This window comes from Mycobacterium sp. E3198 (genome assembly GCF_001667015.1).
Classification (GTDB): Bacteria; Actinomycetota; Actinomycetes; order Mycobacteriales; family Mycobacteriaceae; genus Mycobacterium.
The window spans coordinates 18879-38886 of record NZ_LZIS01000070.1; the positions used below are offsets into that span (position 1 = coordinate 18879).

Below are 20008 nucleotides of genomic sequence, written 5' to 3' on the forward strand. Positions count from 1 at the left end.
CTCAGTCCGGTTCTTCGTCGGCGCGCAGGACGGCGATGACCCCGTCGAGTTCGGTGAACACGTCCCGCGCGTTCCCCATCCTGGCACCCGACAGGGTCATCGTCACCCTGACCTCGCCGTCGTCGATGTCATGGGCGTCAGCGCCGAGTTCGGTGAGCTGCCAGTTGCGTTGCCCGCAGATGGTCAACACCTCACGGAGCACGCCGCGGCCGTTCTCGTAGATGATGTGCAGCCGTGTTGTGCCGCGCAGCCTGGCGGTGAGCTGTCGCTCCACGGCGTGGAAGGCCAGCGCGCTGACGAAGTGCAAGCCGACCACGGCGATGGCCAGCAGCAGCAGCCCGGAGCCCACCGACATGCCGATCGCGGCCGATTCCCAGACCGCCGCCGCGGTGGTGAGCCCGTGCACCGCGCCGCGCCGGGTGATGATGATCCCGGCCCCCAAAAAGCCGACACCGGAAACGATTTGGGCCGCGACCCGGGACGGGTCGAGCACGACCGTCCCGGAACTCAAGACGTCGCCGAAGCCATACTTGCTGACCAGCATGATCAACGCCGCCGACGTGCCGACGATCGTCTGCGTCCGCAGGCCGGCGCTCTTGCCCTGGATGGTCCGTTCCATGCCGATCAGCGCCGTCAGCCCGAACGCGGCCAGCAGTTCGACGACGTGTCGCGCGTTCTGCGCGTCGCCATCCAGCAGCGGGCCGGCCAGCCACGTTTGCATGACCGTCAACTACCCGCGGCCGGCGCTTCTATACCTGTGTCATCGCGTCGACTTGACGACCTGCGAGTAATGGAATTGCCAGCGCTCCACGATGCGGAACCCCAGGTAGCTGGGGAATCGATACGCCGGGGCCCGGCCGAAGGAGCTCCCCGGCGGCAGCGCCTGCCCGGCCTGGTGGTCGGGCAGCGACGTGTCCTTGTTCGTGATGGTCCAGATCGTGGTGCACTTGTTGATCTTGGCCGTCGTCAGCCACACCGCGACGTGACCGTCCCACAGCCAGCCGACCTCGGGTCCGTAGGCGCCGCGTTCGACGTCGATCAGCGACTTGAAGGCCGCCGGCCGGGTGGCCAGGAGGGCGCGGATCGGCCCGGGCCGCCAGGGCACGGTGTTGTCGACCATCAGGCAGTCCCCGGGCGACGCGTGGGAGCTGATCAGGTCGGCCACCTGGCTGTAATCCCAGCCCTCCTTGGCGTAGGGCCAGCGCTGGATGAACAGGTAATTGGGCAGCGCCGCCGCGGCGAACAGCAGCACCACGGCAGCGATCGGCCACGGCTTGCGGGCGATCGTCGCGATGCAGACCGCCATGACGACCGCCGCCGCGGGCGCGGTGAGGATCAGGTACCGCGGAAAGTAGATCGGTTCGATGGCCGCCGAATAGACGACGACGAGGGCGGTGGGGAGGACGATCCAGACCAGGCAAATGGCCAACAGGCCGCGGGTGTCGCCCCCCGGTCCCCGCAAGCCCTTCAGGCGCGCCGCCACCGCCGCGAGGATGAGGACGCCGGTGAGGATGGCGAACGGAACGCTGTGGTCGAAGTATTGCCGCAGGATGATGTCGAACGCGTAGTGCCAGCTGACCGGAAAGAGCCAGTTCACCTGATAGACCTGGCCGTGGGCGAAGACGATGAATGGCGTCACCGCCCCGACGGCGACCGCCGAGCTGACGGCCCACCGGATGACCGCAGGCCGGCGGGATCCCCTCGGCGCCAGCGCCGGCAGCGCCGCGGCGTATACCGGCACCAACAGGACCAGGTTCAGGCTCAGCACGATCGAGACCGCCAGCGCCGCCGCGTAGGACACCCACAGGCGCGTCCGGTTGCGCCGGACGGCGGCGACCAGTAGCACCGTCAGCCAGATCGCCGCGGCGGCCGCGAAGGCATACGAGCGCGCTTCCATGCCCGCCCAGGTGGTGCGCGGCAGGATCGCGAAGACCGCGCCCGCGCACACCGCCGTGGCGCGCCCGGGCACGAATTGCTTGGTGAACACCGTGACGCCGGCGGCGGCGGCCCCGACCGCCAGGGCGCTGGGCGCCCGCGACCAGAATTCGGTCGGTGGAAATATCGCGAACCAGCCGTGCATGAGCAGGTAATACAGCCCGTGAACGGCGTCGATGTGACCCAGCAGCTTCCACAGTTCGGGCAGGGTCCGGCTGGCCGAGGCCGAGATCGTGGCGCCCTCGTCGAACCACAACGACGGCCTGCAGGCCCAGGCGGCGCTGACGACGGCGGCGAACACCGCGATCGCCCACGGATCGAGCAACCTCCCCCGCGGGCGCGCGGAACCCGGCTGGTCAGCGACGCCGGGGGTGTCGGACGCCCGCTGCTGCGCGGTGGACATGGCCATGATGCTTGTCACTGTAGGGCGGACCCGATGAACCGGCTCACCCTTGGCCCGCCGTGCCGGGGCGGCGCAGTCCCGCTCGCCGCCGAATGTCGCGAAAACGCCGGGAATGCAAGACATTCCGCTTTGCCGTGGTCAAGCGGCCATTCCGGCGCCGGGCAAACTGCTCGTTGGCGTGGCATGGCCCCGCAATCGACGGTCGCGCCACGCCGCGCTGACCCACTAATCCGATCCCTCTTTTTCCGGCAAACAAGATACTGTCTTGGATTGGCGGACCAACCGAGACTGGGAGGGTAAATGAGTGCCTATCGGACCGTGGTGGTCGGGACGGACGGCTCGGATTCATCGTTTCGTGCGGTGGACAAGGCAGCGCAGATTGCCGGAGACGACGCCAAACTGATCATTGCGTCGGCGTACCTGCCGCAGCACGAGGACACCCGGGCCGCCGACGCTCTCCGGGAGGAAAGCTACAAGGTGTCGGGCACCGCCCCTATTTACGCGATCCTGCAGGACGCCAAAGAGCGCGCGCACAAAGCGGGGGCCAAGAACGTGGAGGAGCGGTCGATCGTCGGCGCGCCGGTCGACGCGCTGGTCAAGCTGGCCGAGGACGAAAAGGCCGACCTGCTGGTCGTCGGCAACGTCGGCCTGAGCACGATCGCCGGCCGGCTGCTCGGATCGGTCCCGGCCAACGTCTCACGGCGCGCCAAGGTCGACGTGCTGATCGTGCACACCACGAACTAGCGCGCGCACTGTCCCATCGAATCCCGCGCGGCGGGGCTTTGGGGTTTTAGCGTGCAGTTAGGGCTTTCAGGGTGAGCACAGGGCCGAAAAATCGCCGAGATCCCGCCGTCAGTGCCCACCGAAAGCCGTCAGCGCACACTCAGCGGTGACTGCCCAGCCTGATGGTGGCGACCTGGGGGTACCTCCCGCTTGCGGGGGACGTCGCACGCGCGCTACCAGCCGCGTTCGCGCCACTCCGCAAGGTGGGGGCGCTCGTCACCCAACACGGTGTCGTCGCCGTGGCCGGGGTAGATGACGGTGGAATCGTCGTACACGTCGAACACCCGGGTGGTGACGTCGTCGAGCAGCTGCGTGAAGTCCCCGGCCTGCCACGTCTTCCCGACCCCGCCGGGGAACAGGCAATCACCGGTGAACAGCTGCGTGACCCCGCCGGTCGCGGGCCCGTCGAGGGCCAGCGCGATCGATCCCGGCGTGTGCCCGCGTAGGTGGATGACGTCGAACCTCAGCTTGCCGATGTGCAGGGTGTCGCCGCCGGAGAGCAAACGCTCCGGCTTGACCGGCAGCGGCTCGGCATCGATCTTGTTGGCGGCGGTCGGGGCGCCGGTGGCGGCGGCCACGGCCTCGAGCGCCTGCCAGTGATCGAAGTGCTGGTGGCTGGTCACGATCAGCGACAGCCTCGGCGCGTAGCGCCGGATCAGGTCGATCAGGAGGTCGGCGTCGTTGGCGGCGTCGATCAGCAGCGTTTCCCCGGTCTCCGCGCACGTGATCAGATAGGCATTGTTGTCCATCGGGCCCACCGACGCCTTTAGAATCGTGGCGCCGGGTAGGGTCCGGCGGGCCGCGGTACCAGGGTCGACGTGTCCGGTGTAGTTGTTGTCGGGCACAACCGAGGCAGTCATAGCGGCCACGTTACTGGTCGAACGTTGCTTGTCGGTATGGGCACATAGCATGGAATGCGCCGTGCGCATCAACGGCTGCAGCACGTAAAAGATCCACTTGAAAGAGGGCAGCGTGGCTGACCGCCTCATCGTCAAGGGCGCCCGCGAGCACAACCTGCGGGGCGTCGACCTCGACCTGCCGCGCGACGCGTTGATCGTGTTCACCGGGCTGTCCGGGTCGGGCAAGTCGTCGCTGGCGTTCGACACCATCTTCGCCGAGGGCCAGCGCCGCTACGTCGAGTCGCTGTCGGCCTACGCCCGCCAGTTCCTGGGGCAGATGGACAAGCCGGACGTCGACTTCATCGAGGGCCTGTCCCCGGCGGTGTCGATCGACCAGAAGTCGACCAACCGCAACCCGCGGTCGACCGTCGGGACCATCACCGAGGTCTACGACTACCTGCGGCTGCTGTACGCCCGCGCGGGCACCCCGCACTGCCCGGTGTGCGGCGAGCGGATCGCCCGCCAGACGCCCCAGCAAATCGTCGACCAGGTGCTGGCGATGCCGGAGGGCACCCGCTTCCAGGTGCTCGCCCCCGTGGTGCGCACCCGCAAGGGCGAGTTCGCCGACCTGTTCGAGAAGCTGAACGCCCAGGGCTACAGCCGGGTACGGGTCGACGGCGTGGTGCATTCGCTGACCGATCCGCCCAAGCTGAAGAAGCAGGAGAAGCACGACATCGAGGTGGTGGTCGACCGCCTCACCGTCAAGGCCAGCGCCAAGCAGCGGCTCACCGACTCGGTGGAGACCGCGCTGAACCTGGCCGACGGCATCGTGGTGCTCGAGTTCGTCGACCACGAACACGACGCCCACAACCGGGAACAGCGGTTCTCCGAGAAGCTCGCCTGCCCCAACGGGCACGCGCTGGCGGTCGACGACCTGGAACCGCGGTCCTTCTCGTTCAACTCGCCCTACGGCGCCTGCCCGGAGTGCACCGGCCTGGGCATTCGCAAGGAGGTCGACCCGGACCTGGTGGTGCCCGACCCGGAGCGCACCCTGGCCGAGGGCGCGGTGGCGCCATGGTCGACGGGCCACACCGCGGAGTACTTCACCCGCATGATGGCCGGGCTCGGCGACGAGCTGGGCTTCGACGTCGACACCCCGTGGCGCAAGCTGCCGGCCAAGGCCCGCAAGGCGATCCTCGAGGGCTCCGATCACCAGGTGCACGTGCGGTATCGCAACCGCTACGGCCGCACCCGCTCGTACTACGCCGACTTCGAGGGCGTGTTGGCGTTCCTGCAGCGCAAGATGGCGCAGACCGAGTCCGAGCAGATGAAGGAGCGCTACGAGGGCTTCATGCGCGACGTGCCCTGCCCGGTGTGCGAGGGCACCCGGCTCAAGCCGGAGATCCTCGCGGTCTCGCTGTCCGCCGGGGGGCGCGGCAAGAAGTCCATCGCCGAGGTGTGCGAACTGTCCATCTCGGACTGCTCGGACTTCCTGAACGCGCTCACCCTCGGGACGCGCGAGCAGGCGATCGCGGGGCAGGTGCTCAAGGAGATCCAGTCGCGGCTGGGCTTTTTGCTCGACGTCGGGCTGGACTACCTGTCGCTGTCGCGCGCGGCGGCCACGCTGTCCGGCGGTGAGGCCCAACGCATCCGGCTCGCCACCCAGATCGGCTCCGGCCTGGTGGGCGTGCTCTATGTGCTCGACGAGCCGTCCATCGGCCTGCACCAGCGCGACAACCGTCGGCTCATTGAAACACTCACCCGCTTAAGGGATTTGGGCAACACCCTGATCGTCGTCGAGCACGACGAGGACACCATCGCGCACGCCGACTGGATCGTCGACATCGGCCCCCGGGCCGGCGAGCACGGCGGCGAGATCGTGCACAGCGGAACCTACGCCGACCTGCTGGCCAACAAGGACTCGATCACCGGCGCCTACCTGTCGGGCAAGGAGAGCATCGAGATCCCCGCGATCCGCCGGCCCGTCGACCGGCGCCGCCAGCTCACCGTCGTCGGCGCCCGCGAGCACAACCTGCGCGGCATCGACGTGTCGTTCCCGCTCGGGGTGCTGACCTCGGTGACGGGGGTGTCCGGCTCCGGCAAGTCGACACTGGTCAACGACATCCTGGCCACGGTGCTGGCCAACCGGCTCAACGGCGCCCGGCAGGTCCCGGGCCGGCACACCCGGGTCACGGGCCTGGACCACCTGGACAAGCTGGTGCGGGTCGACCAGTCGCCGATCGGCCGCACGCCGCGGTCCAACCCGGCCACCTACACCGGGGTGTTCGACAAGATCCGCACGCTGTTCGCGGCCACCACCGAGGCCAAGGTCCGCGGGTATCAGCCGGGCCGGTTCTCGTTCAACGTCAAGGGCGGCCGCTGCGAGGCGTGCACGGGCGACGGCACCATCAAGATCGAGATGAACTTCCTGCCCGACGTGTACGTGCCGTGCGAGGTCTGCCACGGCGCCCGGTACAACCGGGAAACGCTGGAGGTGCACTACAAGGGCAAGACCATCTCCGAGGTGCTGGACATGTCGATCGAGGAGGCCGCGGAGTTCTTCGAGCCGATCACCGGAATTCACCGCTACCTGCGCACGCTCGTCGACGTCGGGCTGGGCTACGTCCGGCTCGGCCAGCCCGCCCCGACGCTGTCCGGCGGTGAGGCACAGCGCGTCAAGCTGGCCGCCGAGCTGCAGAAGCGCTCCACCGGGCGCACCATCTACATCCTCGACGAGCCCACCACCGGGCTGCATTTCGACGACATCCGTAAGCTGCTCAAGGTCATCAACGGCCTTGTCGACAAAGGCAATACGGTCATCGTCATCGAACACAACCTGGACGTCATCAAGACGTCGGACTGGATCGTCGACATGGGCCCCGAGGGCGGCGCCGAGGGCGGAACCGTTGTCGCCCAAGGCAGCCCGGAGGACGTCGCGGCCGTTCCGGAAAGCTACACGGGCAAGTTCCTCGCCGAGGTGGTAGGCCGGGCCGAGCCGCCGCGGCGCGCGACGCGCCGTCGCAAAGTCACCGCCTGAGTGGCCGGGGCGTCGAGACTGCGCCCAGCGCTTCACTTTCGCGATTTTGGCGCTCTGAGCGCAGGCTCGATCAGCCGGACACCGTGCCGGCTTTCGACAGCGGCGACGGGAAGCGGGGGCTGATCCGCACGCCGTCCAGCCACGCGGTGAGCTCGTCGGCGCGGCGCTGCAGGGCGCGCCGCGCGTCGCGACCGGGATCCTCGAGGAGCTGCACCCGGACTCGGGCGCCGTCGTCTTGATACCAGCCGCCCACCACCCGCCCGTTCCACCACGCGGTGGGCCCCGCGTTGCCGTTGCGGTCGAACACCTGGCCGCGATGCTCCCCGAGATACCACTCCCGCTGGAACCAGCCCATGGTGGTGACGTCCAGCGCGGGCAGCAAGGCGCACCATGGCGGCGCCTCGGGCTCGGGGTCGAGGTCCTCGGGCAGCGCCCAGCCGGTGCCGTCGGGGCTGCCCTGCAGCTCGACTTCCACCGCGCCGACGTCGCTCAGGGCCTTGCGGGTCGCGGTCAGCGTGGCGCCCAGCCACCACTTGAGGTCGGCGGCGGTGGCGGGCGCGAAGGCCGCCAGCCAGCGGCGGGTCAGGTCCGCCCGCGCGGCGAGCGCGGGTGGGGCCTGCACTGGCGTGTCGAGCCAGTCGCCGGTGAGGGCCCAGCGCGGCCGCGACGTCGTCCAAGCCCCGTCATTCGGCCCGCGCACGATCTCGCCCCGCGCGGAGAGCACGGTCAGCACCCGCGGGGCCAGCGGAACCTGGCCGCCCCAACGCTTTCCGGGAGCCGGGTCGTAGCTCCCGGCCAGCTCGGGCAGCGCGGCCCGCAGTTCGGTGCTGCTGGCCGGCCCGCGGTCATCGAGATGGCGCACCACCGCCGAACACGCGCGGTCGAGCCAGCGCTCGCCGTCCGCGGCCACCCCGGCCTTGCGCACGTCGGCTGCCAGCCGGCGCCGTTCGTTCTCGGCGACCCGCGCGCTGGCCGCCGACTGGATCATGGGCAGGTCGTCGCTGGTGACCAGCCACAGCGTCCGTCGCATCGCCAGCTGCCTGACCGCGGCGCGTTTCCGGTACAGCTGCAGCTCGAGGTCGGCGGTCGCAAATCCCGGGTAGCGCGCCCACAGCGACAGGTACGGGGTGGTGGGGTCGGTCGCGTGCAGCCCGACCAGCCCGGCGATCAGCCGCGTCAGCGGCAGCGGGTCGCCCGCGGAAAGGAAATGCCTGCGCGCCAAGCGGTTACGCCGCTCGTCGATGGTAAAGGTCCGCACCCTCAACCCTCGTCGGAGCGCATCGACTCCCGGATCTGCCTCAGCCGCTCCGCCGCCGCGCGCTCGCGCTGCTCGTACTGCTCTTCGACCGAACGGCCTTCCGCCGTGCCGGCGTCGAGCTCGGCCGCTCCCTCCGCCGTCGCGTAGCGGGACTCGATTTTCTCCCGGACGGAATCGAAGGTCGGCACGCCGGCGGCGTCGTACCCGGGGTCGGGAGGCGTCGGTTCGTCGGGCATCCCGTCACGCTACTGCGCCTGGCGGTCGAAATAGCGCACCATCTGCTGCCAATACACCAGGGTGAGGCCCATCTGCACCGCGAGCGCGATCGCCGCCGGCACGCGGCGACGGCGCCGGGCGGCGACGACGGTGCTCAACGCGGCCGCGGAGGTCAGCGCGCTGACGAGCATGGCCGCGTCCCGGGGCCGACGGCCGATCCAGAGTTCCTCGCCCAGCATCGCCCTGGTTGACCAGGCGCGTTCGTGCGCCGGCTTGCCGAAGACGAACGGGTTGGCGGCGAACCACAGCGCGACCAACGCCGCATGGCTGTAGCGCCGCGTCCACACGGGCACCAGGATCAGCGGCGTGCTCGCCCAGCGCGTCCAGGCGCTCCACGGATTGCAGTGGCGCGCAAAGATCACGCGCCCGAGGCGGGCGGCGGGCGAGGGTGGGGTCACGGTTTCGAGTGTGCGCCCCGGCCCGGCGTTTGGCGAAGTTCCGCCGCCCGCCGCCCGATCGATTTGGGTGGCGGCCTAAACGCCTCTGCAAAATTGTGTCGGGCGAAATTCGTTGTCTTCCGGGGACCGCCGCGACAACTTCGCCCATTTGTGGTCGCCGGAGTCGATGCGCGCGGTCAGAAACCAGCTAACCCCGCAGCGCCCGGCCGGCGCCACGCGGAAAAATTGGAACTAGAAGCAGCCAGCTTCGTCCGGTTAAATCATCTAAGTGAGAAGGGGCCGAGGGGCTTCGAACAGGCCTAATGGTCCCGTTCGGACCCAGCCACGCGGACGCGTACACACGTGGTTAACCGAAATGCATCCCACGCGGCGATCACCTGGTCCGCGGCGCAGGGAACACCGCTGTACCGTTACAGGCAAATTTTCGTTCACAGTAGTTCAGGAATGTGGACAATGATCTCGGCTAAAGCGGCGGTGTCGTCACGACAAGCGGGGATCCATCGCGCAATTGGGGCGGTAATTTATTGCGCTGAGATAACGAAATACTTCAAGAGCGTGCGCATAAATGATCCGAGCAGCACAGATCGGGAATGAAGGGACAACTATGGAAGCGGCTCAGCTGGCACGAAGGGCGACCGATGGCCCTTGGCTGGAGGGCAGTTGGGGATGGCGGGACGACGCGACGGGATGCCGGGTCACGGCGTCGACGCCGCAGGCGCAGCCTGAGCTGTGGGACCAATACCTCGACGGCGCGTTTCAGAGCTATCGCCGGCACGGGCTGGAGTGGGTGCTCGACGTCGACGCGGTCCGGGACGGCGCCGACACGGCGCTGTTCTTCGCCGCGACCGATCCGGAGGGCCGGGTCGTCGGAGGAACCCGCGTCGTGGGGCCGCTGCGCGCGCCCGAGGACTCGCACGCGCTCGAGGAGTGGAGCGGCAACCCCGGCGCTGCCGTGCTGCGCTACATGATCGCCAACCGCATCCCGTTCGGTGTCGTCGAGGTCAAGAGCGCCTGGGCCAATTCCCAGCAGTACGGCAGCCGAGCGCTCTCCAGGGTGTTGGCCCGCACCGCGCTACCGACGATGACGCTGATGGGTGCCCAGTTCGTCATGGCCACCGCGGCGGCCCACGTCTTGGAACAGTGGCAATCATCCGGGGGCGTGGTGGCCTCGCGGATACCGGCGGCCGCCTATCCCACTGACGACTACCGAACCAAAGTCATGTGGTGGGATCGCCGGACCATCGCCACGCACGCCGAGCCCGATCAATACAAGCTGATGTGCGCCGAGGACGCGGTCATCCTTCGTCGTGCTTCGGCTTAGGGTACGGCGCGCGCTCAGGACGCCTATTTCGCTGGCACCACGCGGAATTCGACCAGCGCCCCCGACGGTCTAGGGTCGAGGGGTGTCCGTCACCGACCGGCCCGTGCGGGACGTCGCCGCGCTGCCGTTGGCCCCGAAAAATCCGCTTCCGTATCGCGAACGCTTGAAGGCGATCCGGGAATTCCACACCGGCACGAACAAGCTTCGCGACGCCGGCGGACCGGTCACCCGGGTCACGCTGGGACCGCGCTGGCTGATCCCGCCGATCGTGCTGGCGACCTCACCGGGGGGCATTCGCGACATCGTCAGTGTGCGCGACGGTTCCGTCGACAAGACGAGCACGGTGGCCACCGAGCTGCGCCGGCTGCTGGGCGGGAACCTGTTCGTGCTGCCCCACACCGAGTGGTTGCCCCGCCGAAGGACCCTGCAGCCGGTGTTCACCCGCCAGCGGGTCCGCCAGTTCGGCGGACACATGGCGGAGGCCGCCGAAACAGTGTGCGCCACGTGGGGGGACGGCGCCGAGATCGACCTGGACGCGCAATGCCGGACGCTGACCTTGCGGGCGCTGGGTCGCTCGGTGCTGGGATTGGACCTCGATGAGCGCTCCGACGCGATCGCCGAACCGTTGCGGGTGGCCACGAGTTACGCGGTAAGGCGGGCCATTCGGCCGCTGCGCGCGCCGGAGTGGATGCCCACCCCGGCGCGCCGGCGCGCCCGGGCGGCGGCCCGGACGATTCGCGAGCTCGCCGACGAGATCCTGCAGGCGTGTCGCGCCGACACCGACCGGGAGGCGCCGCTGGTCCACGCGCTCATCGCGGCAACCGACCCGGAAACCGGGCAGTCGTTGACCGACACCGAGATCCGCGACGAGATGATCATCTTCTTGTTCGCCGGCCACGACACGACGGCGACGACCCTGACGTACGCGTTGTGGGCGCTGGGTCGCCATCCCGACGTGCAGGCGCGGGTGGCGGCCGAAGTCGCCGAGCTCGGCGACCGCCAGCTCACCCCCGACGACGTAGCCCGGCTTGGGTTCACGGTCCGGGTCCTGCAGGAGGCGCTGCGGCTGTGCCCGCCGGGGCCGACCGGAACGCGCATGGCGACGCGCGACGTCGAAGTCGCGGGCTACCGCGTCGAGGCCGGCACCATGCTGGCGTTCGGCAGGATGGCGGTGCAGACCGATCCGAGCCTGTGGGACGACCCGCTGCGCTTCGACCCGGACCGATTCAGCCCAGAGCGCGATCAAGGCCGCGACCGTTGGCAATACGTTCCATTCGGCGGCGGGCCGCGCTCGTGCATCGGTGATCACTTCGCGATGCTGGAGGCCACGCTGGCGCTGGCGACCATCGTTCGCCGCGTCGAAATCGAGTCCACGTCGGCTGATTTCCCGCTGGCCGTGCCGTTCACCATGGTGGCGGCGGCTCCGATCATGGCCAGGGTACGGCTGCGTCACTGACCGGCACGACGCGCCGGCGCTAGGCCCGCACGCCGTGGTGAGCCTGGTTTCCGCCGCGACGTTTGGCGGCATACATCGCGGTGTCGGCGATGATGATCAGCTCGTCGACGAGCCACGCCACGTCGCCCCCGGTGAGCAGGCGCAGCTCGGCGCTGGCGGTGCCGATGCTGGCCGTTATCTCGGGGGACAACTCGGCGAGCGCGGTGCAGAACTCGGTGGCCAATGGGGCGACGTCCGGGGTCGCCGAGGTCAGCGCGACCAGGAATTCTTCCCCTCCGGCGCGGCAGATGACCGCGTCGGAGGGGGTGCGCGCCCGCAGCAGGCCGGCCACTTCCCGCAGGACGCGGTCCCCGGCCGAATGGCCGTGGGTGTCGTTGATGCGTTTGAAGTTGTCGAGGTCGACCATCACCACCACCAGGTGACTGTGCCCCGGCGGCGGATTCGTCAACCGGCTGCCGACCTCGTCGGTGAACGCCCGGCGGTTCAGCAGGCCAGTCAGGGAATCCTCTTGGGAGCGAAGGGCATACGTTCCCATGGCGCGCGAGATACCCCAAACCCCAAGGGGCAGCCACAGATTGAGAAAGATGTTGAGCCAGAACGCGGAGGCCGCGCTGGCCACGTTGGCCTCTCGGGTCAGCCTCAGCACCGCCGCCGTGGTGACCGCGACGGCGACGGCGCCGTTGAACACCAGCAGCCGGGGGCCGTGGAACAGCGCGATGTAACTGCCGGTGATGGCCATGGCGGTGCAAGCCAGGGCGGCCAGGGCCGCGGTGGGCTGCACGACGCTCCACCCGCCGACGCACAGCGCGCCCATCGCGACGCCGAACTGCGACTGCCGGCGCGTCGGCCAGCGCGTCAACCACAACGCGGTCACGCCTGCGGTGAACGCGGCGGCGAGCGCGCCGGTGATCACTTCGACGGCGCTGGGATGGTGTTGGCTCGGCAGCACGGTCAGTGGCACCAGCGCCGACGAGCCCGCGATGGCGGCCATGATTGTCCGCGCCGGACGCAGCATCCCGCGCTGGCGCAGGAACGTCGTGGTCCAGTCGTACTGGTCGGGCTGGTTCCACCACGCCCTCAGCCGTGACATCGGTCAGCGACCCCTTCTTCGCGGCCGCGCCCGCGGTCGCGGCGCGCGCCGCGAGCGGGAATGCCATGATTGCGGCCATGGCTTCTCGACACACGCGATTTCGATTTTTCTATCGGGTCGGTTTTACGCCGTGGGATGGTCACGCGATCGGGCAGGGTCTGCGGGATCTGATCGAGGGAACTCCCGACACGGCCGCGCTGCCCACGGGCTCGGTGTTGGACGTCGGCTGCGGTACCGGGGATTGCGCGATTTACCTGGCGCAACACGGGTGGAAGGTCACCGGGGTCGACTATGTCGAAAAGCCGCTCGAGAAGGCCCGCGCCAAGGCCCGCGCGGCGGATGCGTCGGTCAACTTCGCCCGTGCCGACGTCACGCGGTTGAGTCAGGAGGGGATCGGTACCGGCTTTGACCTGATCGTCGACAACGGCTGCATCCACAACATGAGCGGTGCCGACCGTGAGGCGTACGTCCGCGAAGTCAGCTCCGTGGCGGCGCCCGACGCCAAGCTGTACATCGTCGCGTTTCCTCCCGGCGGGAGGTTCGGCGTGCCGGGCATCGATCACGCCGAAATGGAACGACGATTCGCCGCCGGGTGGACGCTGTTGTCCACGGGCGACGAGCGGGAGCTCGACGACAAGACCCCGACGTACTACTACCTGTTTCAGCGCCGCCCGTGAAGGTTGGTCGCCGCTTGCCGCAGGCTTAGACAACGTCCTTTCTCCCCGGTCCGTCGGGCTGCGGCGCTTCGCGCGCGTCGGAGAAGTCCATCGGGATGACGCGCCTGGCGAGCAACGACTCCATGGCCGCGCTGTCGAGCGGGCGGGACAGCAGAAACCCTTGCGCGCGAGAGCAACCCAGGGACAGCAGCGTTTTGGCGGCCGCCACGGTTTCGACGCCTTCGGCCACGACCTCGAGCCCGAAGGCGTCGGCCAGTGCCAGCGTCGAGCGCACGATGGCCAGATCACCGGCATTGGTGTCGAGATGGTGGACAAACCCCTTGTCGATCTTGAGCCCGTCGACGGGGAGAGACTTCAGATAAGTCAGCACACTGTAGCCGGTGCCGAAGTCGTCGATGGCGATCCGCACACCGATGTCCTTCAATCCAAACAGCGTCTTGCGGGTCGCGTCGATGTCTTGCACCACGACGCTTTCGGTGATCTCCAGGCACACCGTGCTGGGATCGAGGCCGAACTCCTCGAGGGTCGTCGCGACGGTGTCGACGATGCCTTCGGTGACGAGCTGCACGGGCGAGACGTTGATGCGCAGCACGGCGCCGTGCCCGACGCCGCGCGATTGCCACAGCCCGAACTGCGCACACGCCGAACGGATTACCAGGCGGCCGAGCTTTGCGCCCAGATTGATCGATTCCACGACCTGGATGAACGAATCCGGCATCAACAGCCCCAAAGTGGGGTGTTGCCAACGGATGAGCGCTTCCGTGCCGAGGATCTCGCCGGTGCGCATGTCGAACTCGGGGAGGTAGTGCAGCACCAGCGCGTCGCTGTCGCTGTCGATAATCCCTTCCAGGTACAGCTCGATGTCGTTGCGGATCATGTCCGTCCTGGACATCTCCGGGCTGAAGATCGCGACCTTGTTACCGCCGGAACTCTTGGCCGTCCGGGTGGCCTGGTCGACTCGGCGCAACAGATCGGACGTGCTCTCCGACCCCGGTACACCGGTCGCGACGCCGATACTCACGGTGCGACTGAGCATCTCGCCGTCGATCACGACCTGGCGCTGAACCCGGGTGTGTATCGATTGCGCGAACGCCTCGGCGGCCTCGACGTCCATGGATGCGGCCGGCACGACGACGAATTCGTCGCCGCCGAAGCGGGCGATCACCGAGGGAACGTCGGTGGCCGCGCGCAGCAGCGCGGCGAAGGCCTCGATGAACCGGTCGCCCGCGTTTTGCCCGAGGCGTTCGTTGATCACCTTGAACCGGTCCAGCGCAAGGAACACCACCGAGACGGCGCCCGGCTGCCCCTCGGCCAGCCGCTTGTCGAGGTAGGCGATGAGTGCCCGGCGGTTCAGCAGCCCGGTGAGGTCGTCATGCTCGGCAAGGTAGTGAAGTTGTTCCTCGGCGACGATGCGGGCCTGCAGCTGCGCGAAGAGCGCGGCGACCGCCTGCAGCGCATTGAGCTCTTCCGGTAGCCATTCGCGGTCGCCGACCTTGCCGAAGGCCAGGGTGCCCGTCGTCACGTCCCCTGACAGCAGCGGGACGGCCGCAAGGGAGACCGCACCCCATCCGGTGCCTTCGTCGATATTGCTCTGGTAGTCGGCGTTTGCGGCCTCGGGGCGCACCACTTCCGGAACCTTGAGGTTTTCGGCCCTCGTGAAGACCGAGTCGGCGTCGGCGAAATACACCACGCCAATCGGGTCCGGGTCGGCGTTGCGCGGCGGCCACTCGGCGACGAGCACGGTGGCGCGGATCGTGTGATCGTTGTGGCGCAGGAAGCTGAAGTCGACGCCCAGGTCGCTCACCAGGTTGCCGAGCACCCGCTGACTGATCGCGGCAGAGTCAGCCGCACTGGCCGCCATCAACTCGGCGGCAGCAGCGGTGACCAGGTGGTCCAGTGCGCCCGACATTGCCTTTACCGTAGCCGTAACTGGGGCGCGATGCCGGTATTACATAGCGCGTCTAGCAATGATTCGCTCAACTCTGCACCCGCGCCCTGTCCAGGCTGCGTCGGCTCGGCGCCGATGCCGGGGGCCCGACGGTGAACCGCAGCACCAGCACGATGGATTCTTCCGCGGGTATGGCGGCCAGACCCCGGAAGTCACGCTGCAACTGTGTTAGCTGATCGGCGAACTGGGGTGACAGCTCGTCGAAGTCGGCGCGCGTGTGGGCGTAGAGGAAGACTGGCGAGACGGGCTGTACGGCGAGCCCGTGCTGCTGGGCGATGATCCAGACCAGCTCGACGGCGGAGCCCCCCGTGGCGTAGTCACTCAGCTCCCGTCCGGGCACACTGACGACGGCCAGGGCCGAACTGGAAAGTATCCGGTCGCGGGTTTCCTCGCCGAGCGCGCTGCCCGCGTCCCAACGGGCCAGGTGCGCCATGACATCCGGGCGGCGCAGGATCTCGAGCAATTCCAGATCACCGGCATCCAGCTCGAGGCTCCGCACCTCGATGCCGGTGTCGGGATCGGCGTCGCCGGGCCAGCGCAATTCCGACACCATCTCTCGGTGCAGGTGCGGCGTCAGGTAACGGGTGCGGTCGGATGCGGCGAGAATCGTTGCCGCGTGCGCGATGTCGTCCCTCGCGGTGATCAGGCGGAGCCGCGCGCCCTCCCGTTGCGCTGCGGCGGTGAGCGACTCGACGGTCGTCGCGTCCAACGGTCGAGGGCTGCCGTGGTGGCGGTTGGTCGAGCGCTCGAGCATCGGTTGATAGAGCTCGGCGAGCGTGGGGTCGGAGCCGTCGGCCAATGTCAGGGTGGCGCGCAACGGCGTTCCGTCGACGTGATCAATCAGCGCGGTGGGGCCCAGGACGTGCTGCGCCGACGCGGCGATCCTGGCGTTCAGGAGCGCGGCGCCGACCGCGACGGCGCTGCCGCGAAAGCCGACGTCCATGGTCGAAGTGTGTTGCGCGGCAAGGTCGATGGTGATGCTGCTGGGTCCGGCCTGAACGTACCAGGGCTGAACGTTTCCGCCCGACGGCGCGCGGATCGCCGCGGCGGCGATACTGCCGGGTATCCCGGGTAGCTCCGCCGGCTCGTGGTGTTCTGCCGGCGCCGGGCGGTGCCGGGCCATGTCTGGCTCGTCGAGTTGGTCGAGCGCCCAGGCGATGTCGACGCGCGTGCGGCCCGAGCGCAGTTGTTCGCCGAGCCCGATCCTGCGCACGCCTTCCGCCAAGGCCGACGCGCCCAGCACCACGTCGGAGGCGAGCTGGGGCCAGGTTGACACGGTGCGGTCGATCTCTACCAATGAAGCGGCGGCCCGCGGCGAAAGTCGTTCCGCCTCAAGGTGTCGCAGGATATGCGGGACCTTTTCGCGGCTGCTCATGCCGGGCAGCAATCCGATGTCGAGGTCGCCGAGCAGACCGTGCAGGATCGGGCGCTGCGGCTCGTGATCGAAGCGCTCCACATCCACGAGCCCGCGGTCGCTGGTCGCCATCAACACCGGGATGCGGCGGGCGCGGGCGCCTTCCCGCAGGACGGCCTTCATGTCGAGCGAATCGCATTCTTCGATCACGATGTCGAGCCCGTCCACGAACGCGTCGACGGTGTCGAACGTCAGGCCGGCGTCAACGACCTCGACCGGTAGGTACGGGTCGAGTTCGGCGATCCTGCGCGCGGCCACACAAGCCTTGTTGACGCCGATGTCGAACACGCTGGCGGGCACCCGATTCAGGTTCGACAACTCGAGGTGATCGAAATCGGCCAGGCGCAGGCCGCCGCACAAGCCCTGCGCGGCCAGCGTATGCGCGATCACGTGGCCGACGCTGAGGCCGGCCACACCGATGCGCAGCCGGCCGAGCTGTTCCTGTTCGGCCGGGGTGATGTTGTTGCGGTTGCGGTCGAGGCGCACCGCGCGGTACCCGCGCGGGCCGAGCACCGCCACGACCGCGCGCCGCCAGGGGTAGTACGCCCACCGACCGCCTTCCGCTAGCAGCTCGGCATCCGGGGCGGGCCGCAGGCCGCGCAGGTTGGCCAGCTGCGCTGCGCGGTGGTCGATGAACTCCACGGTGGGGTCGGCTCGGAGCCGTTGCAACACCGAACTGTCGCCGGGATCGCCGGGGTCGAGAATCTGCGCGATGTAGGCGGATTTCTCGGACGCGTCCATGGTGGTTTGTGTATAGCACCTGCCGGTGGCTCGGCGGCTCAGACGTTGCGCTCAGACGGAAAATGTGACGCGGGCAATAAGCGATCGTCGATCGCTCACTCGGTCACGATGTCCCCGGCCGGGCGTTCGGTGTCCTCGAGGAACAGGCCGTGTCGCAGCAGGCTGGTGACCGAGGCGTCCCAGCGTCGCAGCTGCGGCTCGGTGAAGAACGAGTTGCCCAGGTAGAGCTCGATGTAGGGATGCAGAATCACGGCGCCGACGCGCAGGATCACCACGTTGATCGCCGCCCAATCCGGGTCGAGGTCCGGTTGTGTATTGCCTTGTGCCACGAAATGTTCGCGCTGTGCGGTACTGATACCCAGCAGGCCCTCGAAGATGACCGAGCCGAACGCGCCGCCCTCGGCGAGCGCGCGCCCGAGATAGGTCATCACGTCGGGACGTTCCACCATCAGTGCGATCAGCCGGCGCCCGGCTTCGTTGAGTCCGTCGGAGGGCGCCCCGGGCAGCGTTCTCGGTTTGAGCGCCTCACCGACCACTTGCAGCACGTACTGATCGACGGCGGCGATCAGCGCTGCCTTGGTGCGGAAGTGGTGCTGCACCAGTCCAATCGAAACATCCGCGGTCTCGGCGACCGTGCGCAGCGGCGTGGCGGCGATACCGCGAAGGCCAAAGCAGCCCAGCGCGGCGTCACGTATCCGCTCCTTGGCCGACGGCTCGGGCGGCTCGGGCGGCTCGTACGGAAACAGCCGGGTGGTTCCCACGGCCGGACAATACACCCACATGGCGTCCCGATATGTGGGTATCGGATTACCGTATCCGCGTATCGCTTCCGGGGCAGTTGCGTTGCGCCAGAGCAGGCGTCGGATGGGAACCTTCTTCGATGAGCGCCTCGAGAGGCCGGGGCTACGGCTACCTGCCGGCGGTGCTGGAACGCTCGGCCGGGACCACCACCTGGCTGGGCGGCGCCGACGGGGCGGACGCGCTGGGCAGCGGGGTCCGCGTGACCCCGGGGGTGCCGAGGCGGCCGGCCAGCCACGGCAGCGCGGCCGCGAAGGCCCGGTCCGCAAACGGCCAATCGTGCTTGCCGGGCTGGGGGAGCACCGCGCAGTCGATGCCGTTGGCGCGGCCGAGCGCGCACAGCGCATACGCGGCGGCCGTCTGGTTGCTCGGGTTGGCCGCGGCGTCACGACTGACCAGACGCATTGCGCCGGCGTCGGTTACCGGCAGGTCGCGCCGCGGCGCCGGCGGGCCGTTCGAGGAGATGGCGAACCAGCCGGCCACGTCGCGGTACGGGCCGTGCCGGTTGATCACCGTGGTCGGGTCGAACGCCGCCCAGGCCTCCCCGTGTCCGCCGAACAGCCTGGCGATGGTCTGGGCCTTGGTGCCCGCATTGGGGTAGAAGTCGCCGGCGACGTCGACGAACGCGCTGAACATGTCGGGATGCATGACGGTCAGGTCCACGGCGCAGGTACCGCCCATCGACCAGCCGGCAACGCCCCAATTGGACCGGTCGGGGCTGACGCCGAACTTCGAAACCATGTATGGCACAACGTCCTTGGTGAGGTGGTCGGCGGCGTTGCCGCGAGGGCCGTTGACGCATTCCGTGTCGTTGTTGAACGCGCCCCCGGAGTCCACGAACACCAACACCGGCGCCTTGCCGGCGTGCGCGGCCGCGAAGTCGTCGATGGTCTTGACCGCGTTGCCCGCCCGCGTCCAGTCCGCGGGCGTGTTGAACTGCCCGCCGATCATCATCACCGTCGGCAACGCCGGCGGCGGGCTGCTGGTGAACCATTCGGGCGGCAGGTACACGAGTTCACCGCGGTGCTTGAAATGCGATGCCTCAGAAGGGATCACGACCGGGACCACGCTGCCGTGCGACGGCCGGGCCCGCTTTGCGACCATCGCCGTGACGGTGGCCGGGTCGGTCTGATCGGGCAGCGGCCCGGAGGTGAGCTGGTTCCACGCCGCCTGCACGGTCGGGAAGTAGCCCACCCACAGGTTGAGCGTCAGTGCCGCGCAGAGCAAACACAGCGGCACCGCGAGCACTGTCGCGCCGCGGCGCCACGGCGGCGCGCTGCGCCAGCCGAGCACCAGCACCGCCGCGGCGAGGCCGGTCAACGCGATCCACGCCCACAGCGCCGATGGCGCCGGATCGTCGGACAGGCCGCGATCGACGATATACCAGTGCGTCACATAGGCAATGGCGCCGCCGGCCAGGCCGGCCAGCGGCAGCCAGATCGTCCGCCAGCGCCGTGACCGCCAGCCGACCGCCAGCGTCAGCACCACCGCGGCGCCGACCTGGACCGTCGCGGGCACCCAGCCGTGCATCAGCGACGTGTGGCTGCTCGCCAGCAACGGCGCCGCGGGAAGGGGCATCGGGGCGGTCACGTCACTCATTGTGATGGATCGTTAACCGCGCCGGAACCTAATCG

At 68.8% G+C, this 20008-nt stretch carries 16 protein-coding genes; 5 read left to right on the forward strand and 11 right to left on the reverse strand.

What is annotated here, in order from left to right; genetic code table 11:
* Position 1: 1 nt before the first annotated feature.
* Both A5673_RS08305 and A5673_RS08310 read right to left on the reverse strand, forming a co-directional pair.
* On the reverse strand, positions 2 to 721 hold the full coding sequence (locus A5673_RS08305) for an MgtC/SapB family protein (protein ID WP_068229720.1): 720 nt from the start codon (positions 719 to 721) through the stop codon (positions 2 to 4).
* A gap of 39 nt (positions 722 to 760) precedes the next feature.
* On the reverse strand, positions 761 to 2461 hold the full coding sequence (locus A5673_RS08310; protein WP_369806469.1) for a hypothetical protein: 1701 nt from the start codon (positions 2459 to 2461) through the stop codon (positions 761 to 763).
* A 177-nt stretch (positions 2462 to 2638) separates the two neighbouring features.
* Here A5673_RS08310 and A5673_RS08315 point away from each other — a divergent pair, with 177 nt between their 5' ends.
* Positions 2639 to 3082, forward strand: coding sequence for a universal stress protein (locus tag A5673_RS08315; RefSeq protein ID WP_068229722.1), 444 nt, complete (start codon positions 2639 to 2641; stop codon positions 3080 to 3082).
* Positions 3083 to 3294: 212 nt separating this feature from the next.
* Here the strand turns inward: A5673_RS08315 and A5673_RS08320 are convergent, their stop codons facing one another.
* The gene (locus tag A5673_RS08320) at positions 3295 to 3981 is read right to left on the reverse strand and encodes an MBL fold metallo-hydrolase (RefSeq protein WP_068229724.1); all 687 of its coding nucleotides are present in this window, start codon (positions 3979 to 3981) and stop codon (positions 3295 to 3297) included.
* A gap of 112 nt (positions 3982 to 4093) precedes the next feature.
* Between A5673_RS08320 and uvrA the strand changes: the two genes are divergently transcribed.
* Positions 4094 to 6997: an excinuclease ABC subunit UvrA gene (uvrA, locus tag A5673_RS08325; protein ID WP_068229751.1), complete on the forward strand. Its 2904-nt coding sequence runs from the start codon at positions 4094 to 4096 to the stop codon at positions 6995 to 6997.
* Between the two features lie 70 nt (positions 6998 to 7067).
* Here the strand turns inward: uvrA and A5673_RS08330 are convergent, their stop codons facing one another.
* Genes A5673_RS08330 through A5673_RS08340 form a run of 3 tightly spaced genes read right to left on the reverse strand, consistent with a single transcriptional unit; the run spans position 7068 to position 8929 of the window.
* Positions 7068 to 8255, reverse strand: coding sequence for a winged helix DNA-binding domain-containing protein (locus A5673_RS08330; protein ID WP_068229727.1), 1188 nt, complete (start codon positions 8253 to 8255; stop codon positions 7068 to 7070).
* Between the two features lie 2 nt (positions 8256 to 8257).
* Entirely contained in the window at positions 8258 to 8491 is a 234-nt protein-coding gene (locus tag A5673_RS08335) for a hypothetical protein (RefSeq protein ID WP_068229730.1), read from the reverse strand.
* Between the two features lie 9 nt (positions 8492 to 8500).
* Positions 8501 to 8929 carry a DUF6653 family protein gene (locus tag A5673_RS08340; protein WP_231970947.1) on the reverse strand — a complete coding sequence of 143 codons (429 nt, stop codon included), beginning with the start codon at positions 8927 to 8929 and terminating at the stop codon, positions 8501 to 8503.
* A 604-nt stretch (positions 8930 to 9533) separates the two neighbouring features.
* Between A5673_RS08340 and A5673_RS08345 the strand changes: the two genes are divergently transcribed.
* Both A5673_RS08345 and A5673_RS08350 read left to right on the forward strand, forming a co-directional pair.
* Positions 9534 to 10250, forward strand: a complete 717-nt coding sequence (locus tag A5673_RS08345) for a hypothetical protein (RefSeq protein WP_068229733.1) — start codon at positions 9534 to 9536, stop codon at positions 10248 to 10250.
* Positions 10251 to 10332: 82 nt separating this feature from the next.
* On the forward strand, positions 10333 to 11706 hold the full coding sequence (locus A5673_RS08350) for a cytochrome P450 (RefSeq protein WP_068229736.1): 1374 nt from the start codon (positions 10333 to 10335) through the stop codon (positions 11704 to 11706).
* Positions 11707 to 11725: 19 nt separating this feature from the next.
* Here the strand turns inward: A5673_RS08350 and A5673_RS08355 are convergent, their stop codons facing one another.
* Complete coding sequence (locus A5673_RS08355; RefSeq protein ID WP_068229739.1) at positions 11726 to 12796, reverse strand: diguanylate cyclase; 1071 nt, start codon at positions 12794 to 12796, stop codon at positions 11726 to 11728.
* Positions 12797 to 12873: 77 nt separating this feature from the next.
* Between A5673_RS08355 and A5673_RS08360 the strand changes: the two genes are divergently transcribed.
* Positions 12874 to 13473 carry a bifunctional 2-polyprenyl-6-hydroxyphenol methylase/3-demethylubiquinol 3-O-methyltransferase UbiG gene (locus tag A5673_RS08360; RefSeq protein WP_068229754.1) on the forward strand — a complete coding sequence of 200 codons (600 nt, stop codon included), beginning with the start codon at positions 12874 to 12876 and terminating at the stop codon, positions 13471 to 13473.
* A gap of 25 nt (positions 13474 to 13498) precedes the next feature.
* Here the strand turns inward: A5673_RS08360 and A5673_RS08365 are convergent, their stop codons facing one another.
* The 4 genes from A5673_RS08365 to A5673_RS08380 all read right to left on the reverse strand — a co-directional run bounded on the left by A5673_RS08365 (position 13499) and on the right by A5673_RS08380 (position 19973).
* Complete coding sequence (locus A5673_RS08365; RefSeq protein ID WP_068229742.1) at positions 13499 to 15382, reverse strand: bifunctional diguanylate cyclase/phosphodiesterase; 1884 nt, start codon at positions 15380 to 15382, stop codon at positions 13499 to 13501.
* Between the two features lie 67 nt (positions 15383 to 15449).
* Positions 15450 to 17576, reverse strand: a complete 2127-nt coding sequence (locus A5673_RS08370) for an Rv1355c family protein (RefSeq protein WP_068229745.1) — start codon at positions 17574 to 17576, stop codon at positions 15450 to 15452.
* A gap of 95 nt (positions 17577 to 17671) precedes the next feature.
* On the reverse strand, positions 17672 to 18337 hold the full coding sequence (locus A5673_RS08375; RefSeq protein WP_068229756.1) for a TetR/AcrR family transcriptional regulator: 666 nt from the start codon (positions 18335 to 18337) through the stop codon (positions 17672 to 17674).
* Positions 18338 to 18485: 148 nt separating this feature from the next.
* The gene (locus tag A5673_RS08380; RefSeq protein WP_197518326.1) at positions 18486 to 19973 is read right to left on the reverse strand and encodes an alpha/beta hydrolase family protein; all 1488 of its coding nucleotides are present in this window, start codon (positions 19971 to 19973) and stop codon (positions 18486 to 18488) included.
* Positions 19974 to 20008 lie beyond the last annotated feature (35 nt).

What these genes read in the sequence shown, in the direction of transcription:
- A5673_RS08305 (WP_068229720.1), bottom strand. Translation starts at nt 721, where the DNA reads ATGCAAACGTGGCTGGCCGGCCCGCTGCTGGATGGCGACGCGCAGAAC.
- A5673_RS08310 (WP_369806469.1), bottom strand. Translation starts at nt 2,461, where the DNA reads ATGTCTTGCATTCCCGGCGTTTTCGCGACATTCGGCGGCGAGCGGGAC.
- A5673_RS08315 (WP_068229722.1), top strand. Translation starts at nt 2,639, where the DNA reads ATGAGTGCCTATCGGACCGTGGTGGTCGGGACGGACGGCTCGGATTCA.
- A5673_RS08320 (WP_068229724.1), bottom strand. Translation starts at nt 3,981, where the DNA reads ATGACTGCCTCGGTTGTGCCCGACAACAACTACACCGGACACGTCGAC.
- A5673_RS08335 (WP_068229730.1), bottom strand. Translation starts at nt 8,491, where the DNA reads ATGCCCGACGAACCGACGCCTCCCGACCCCGGGTACGACGCCGCCGGC.
- A5673_RS08345 (WP_068229733.1), top strand. Translation starts at nt 9,534, where the DNA reads ATGGAAGCGGCTCAGCTGGCACGAAGGGCGACCGATGGCCCTTGGCTG.
- A5673_RS08355 (WP_068229739.1), bottom strand. Translation starts at nt 12,796, where the DNA reads ATGTCACGGCTGAGGGCGTGGTGGAACCAGCCCGACCAGTACGACTGG.
- A5673_RS08360 (WP_068229754.1), top strand. Translation starts at nt 12,874, where the DNA reads ATGGCTTCTCGACACACGCGATTTCGATTTTTCTATCGGGTCGGTTTT.
- A5673_RS08365 (WP_068229742.1), bottom strand. Translation starts at nt 15,382, where the DNA reads ATGTCGGGCGCACTGGACCACCTGGTCACCGCTGCTGCCGCCGAGTTG.
- A5673_RS08370 (WP_068229745.1), bottom strand. Translation starts at nt 17,576, where the DNA reads ATGGACGCGTCCGAGAAATCCGCCTACATCGCGCAGATTCTCGACCCC.
- A5673_RS08380 (WP_197518326.1), bottom strand. Translation starts at nt 19,973, where the DNA reads ATGAGTGACGTGACCGCCCCGATGCCCCTTCCCGCGGCGCCGTTGCTG.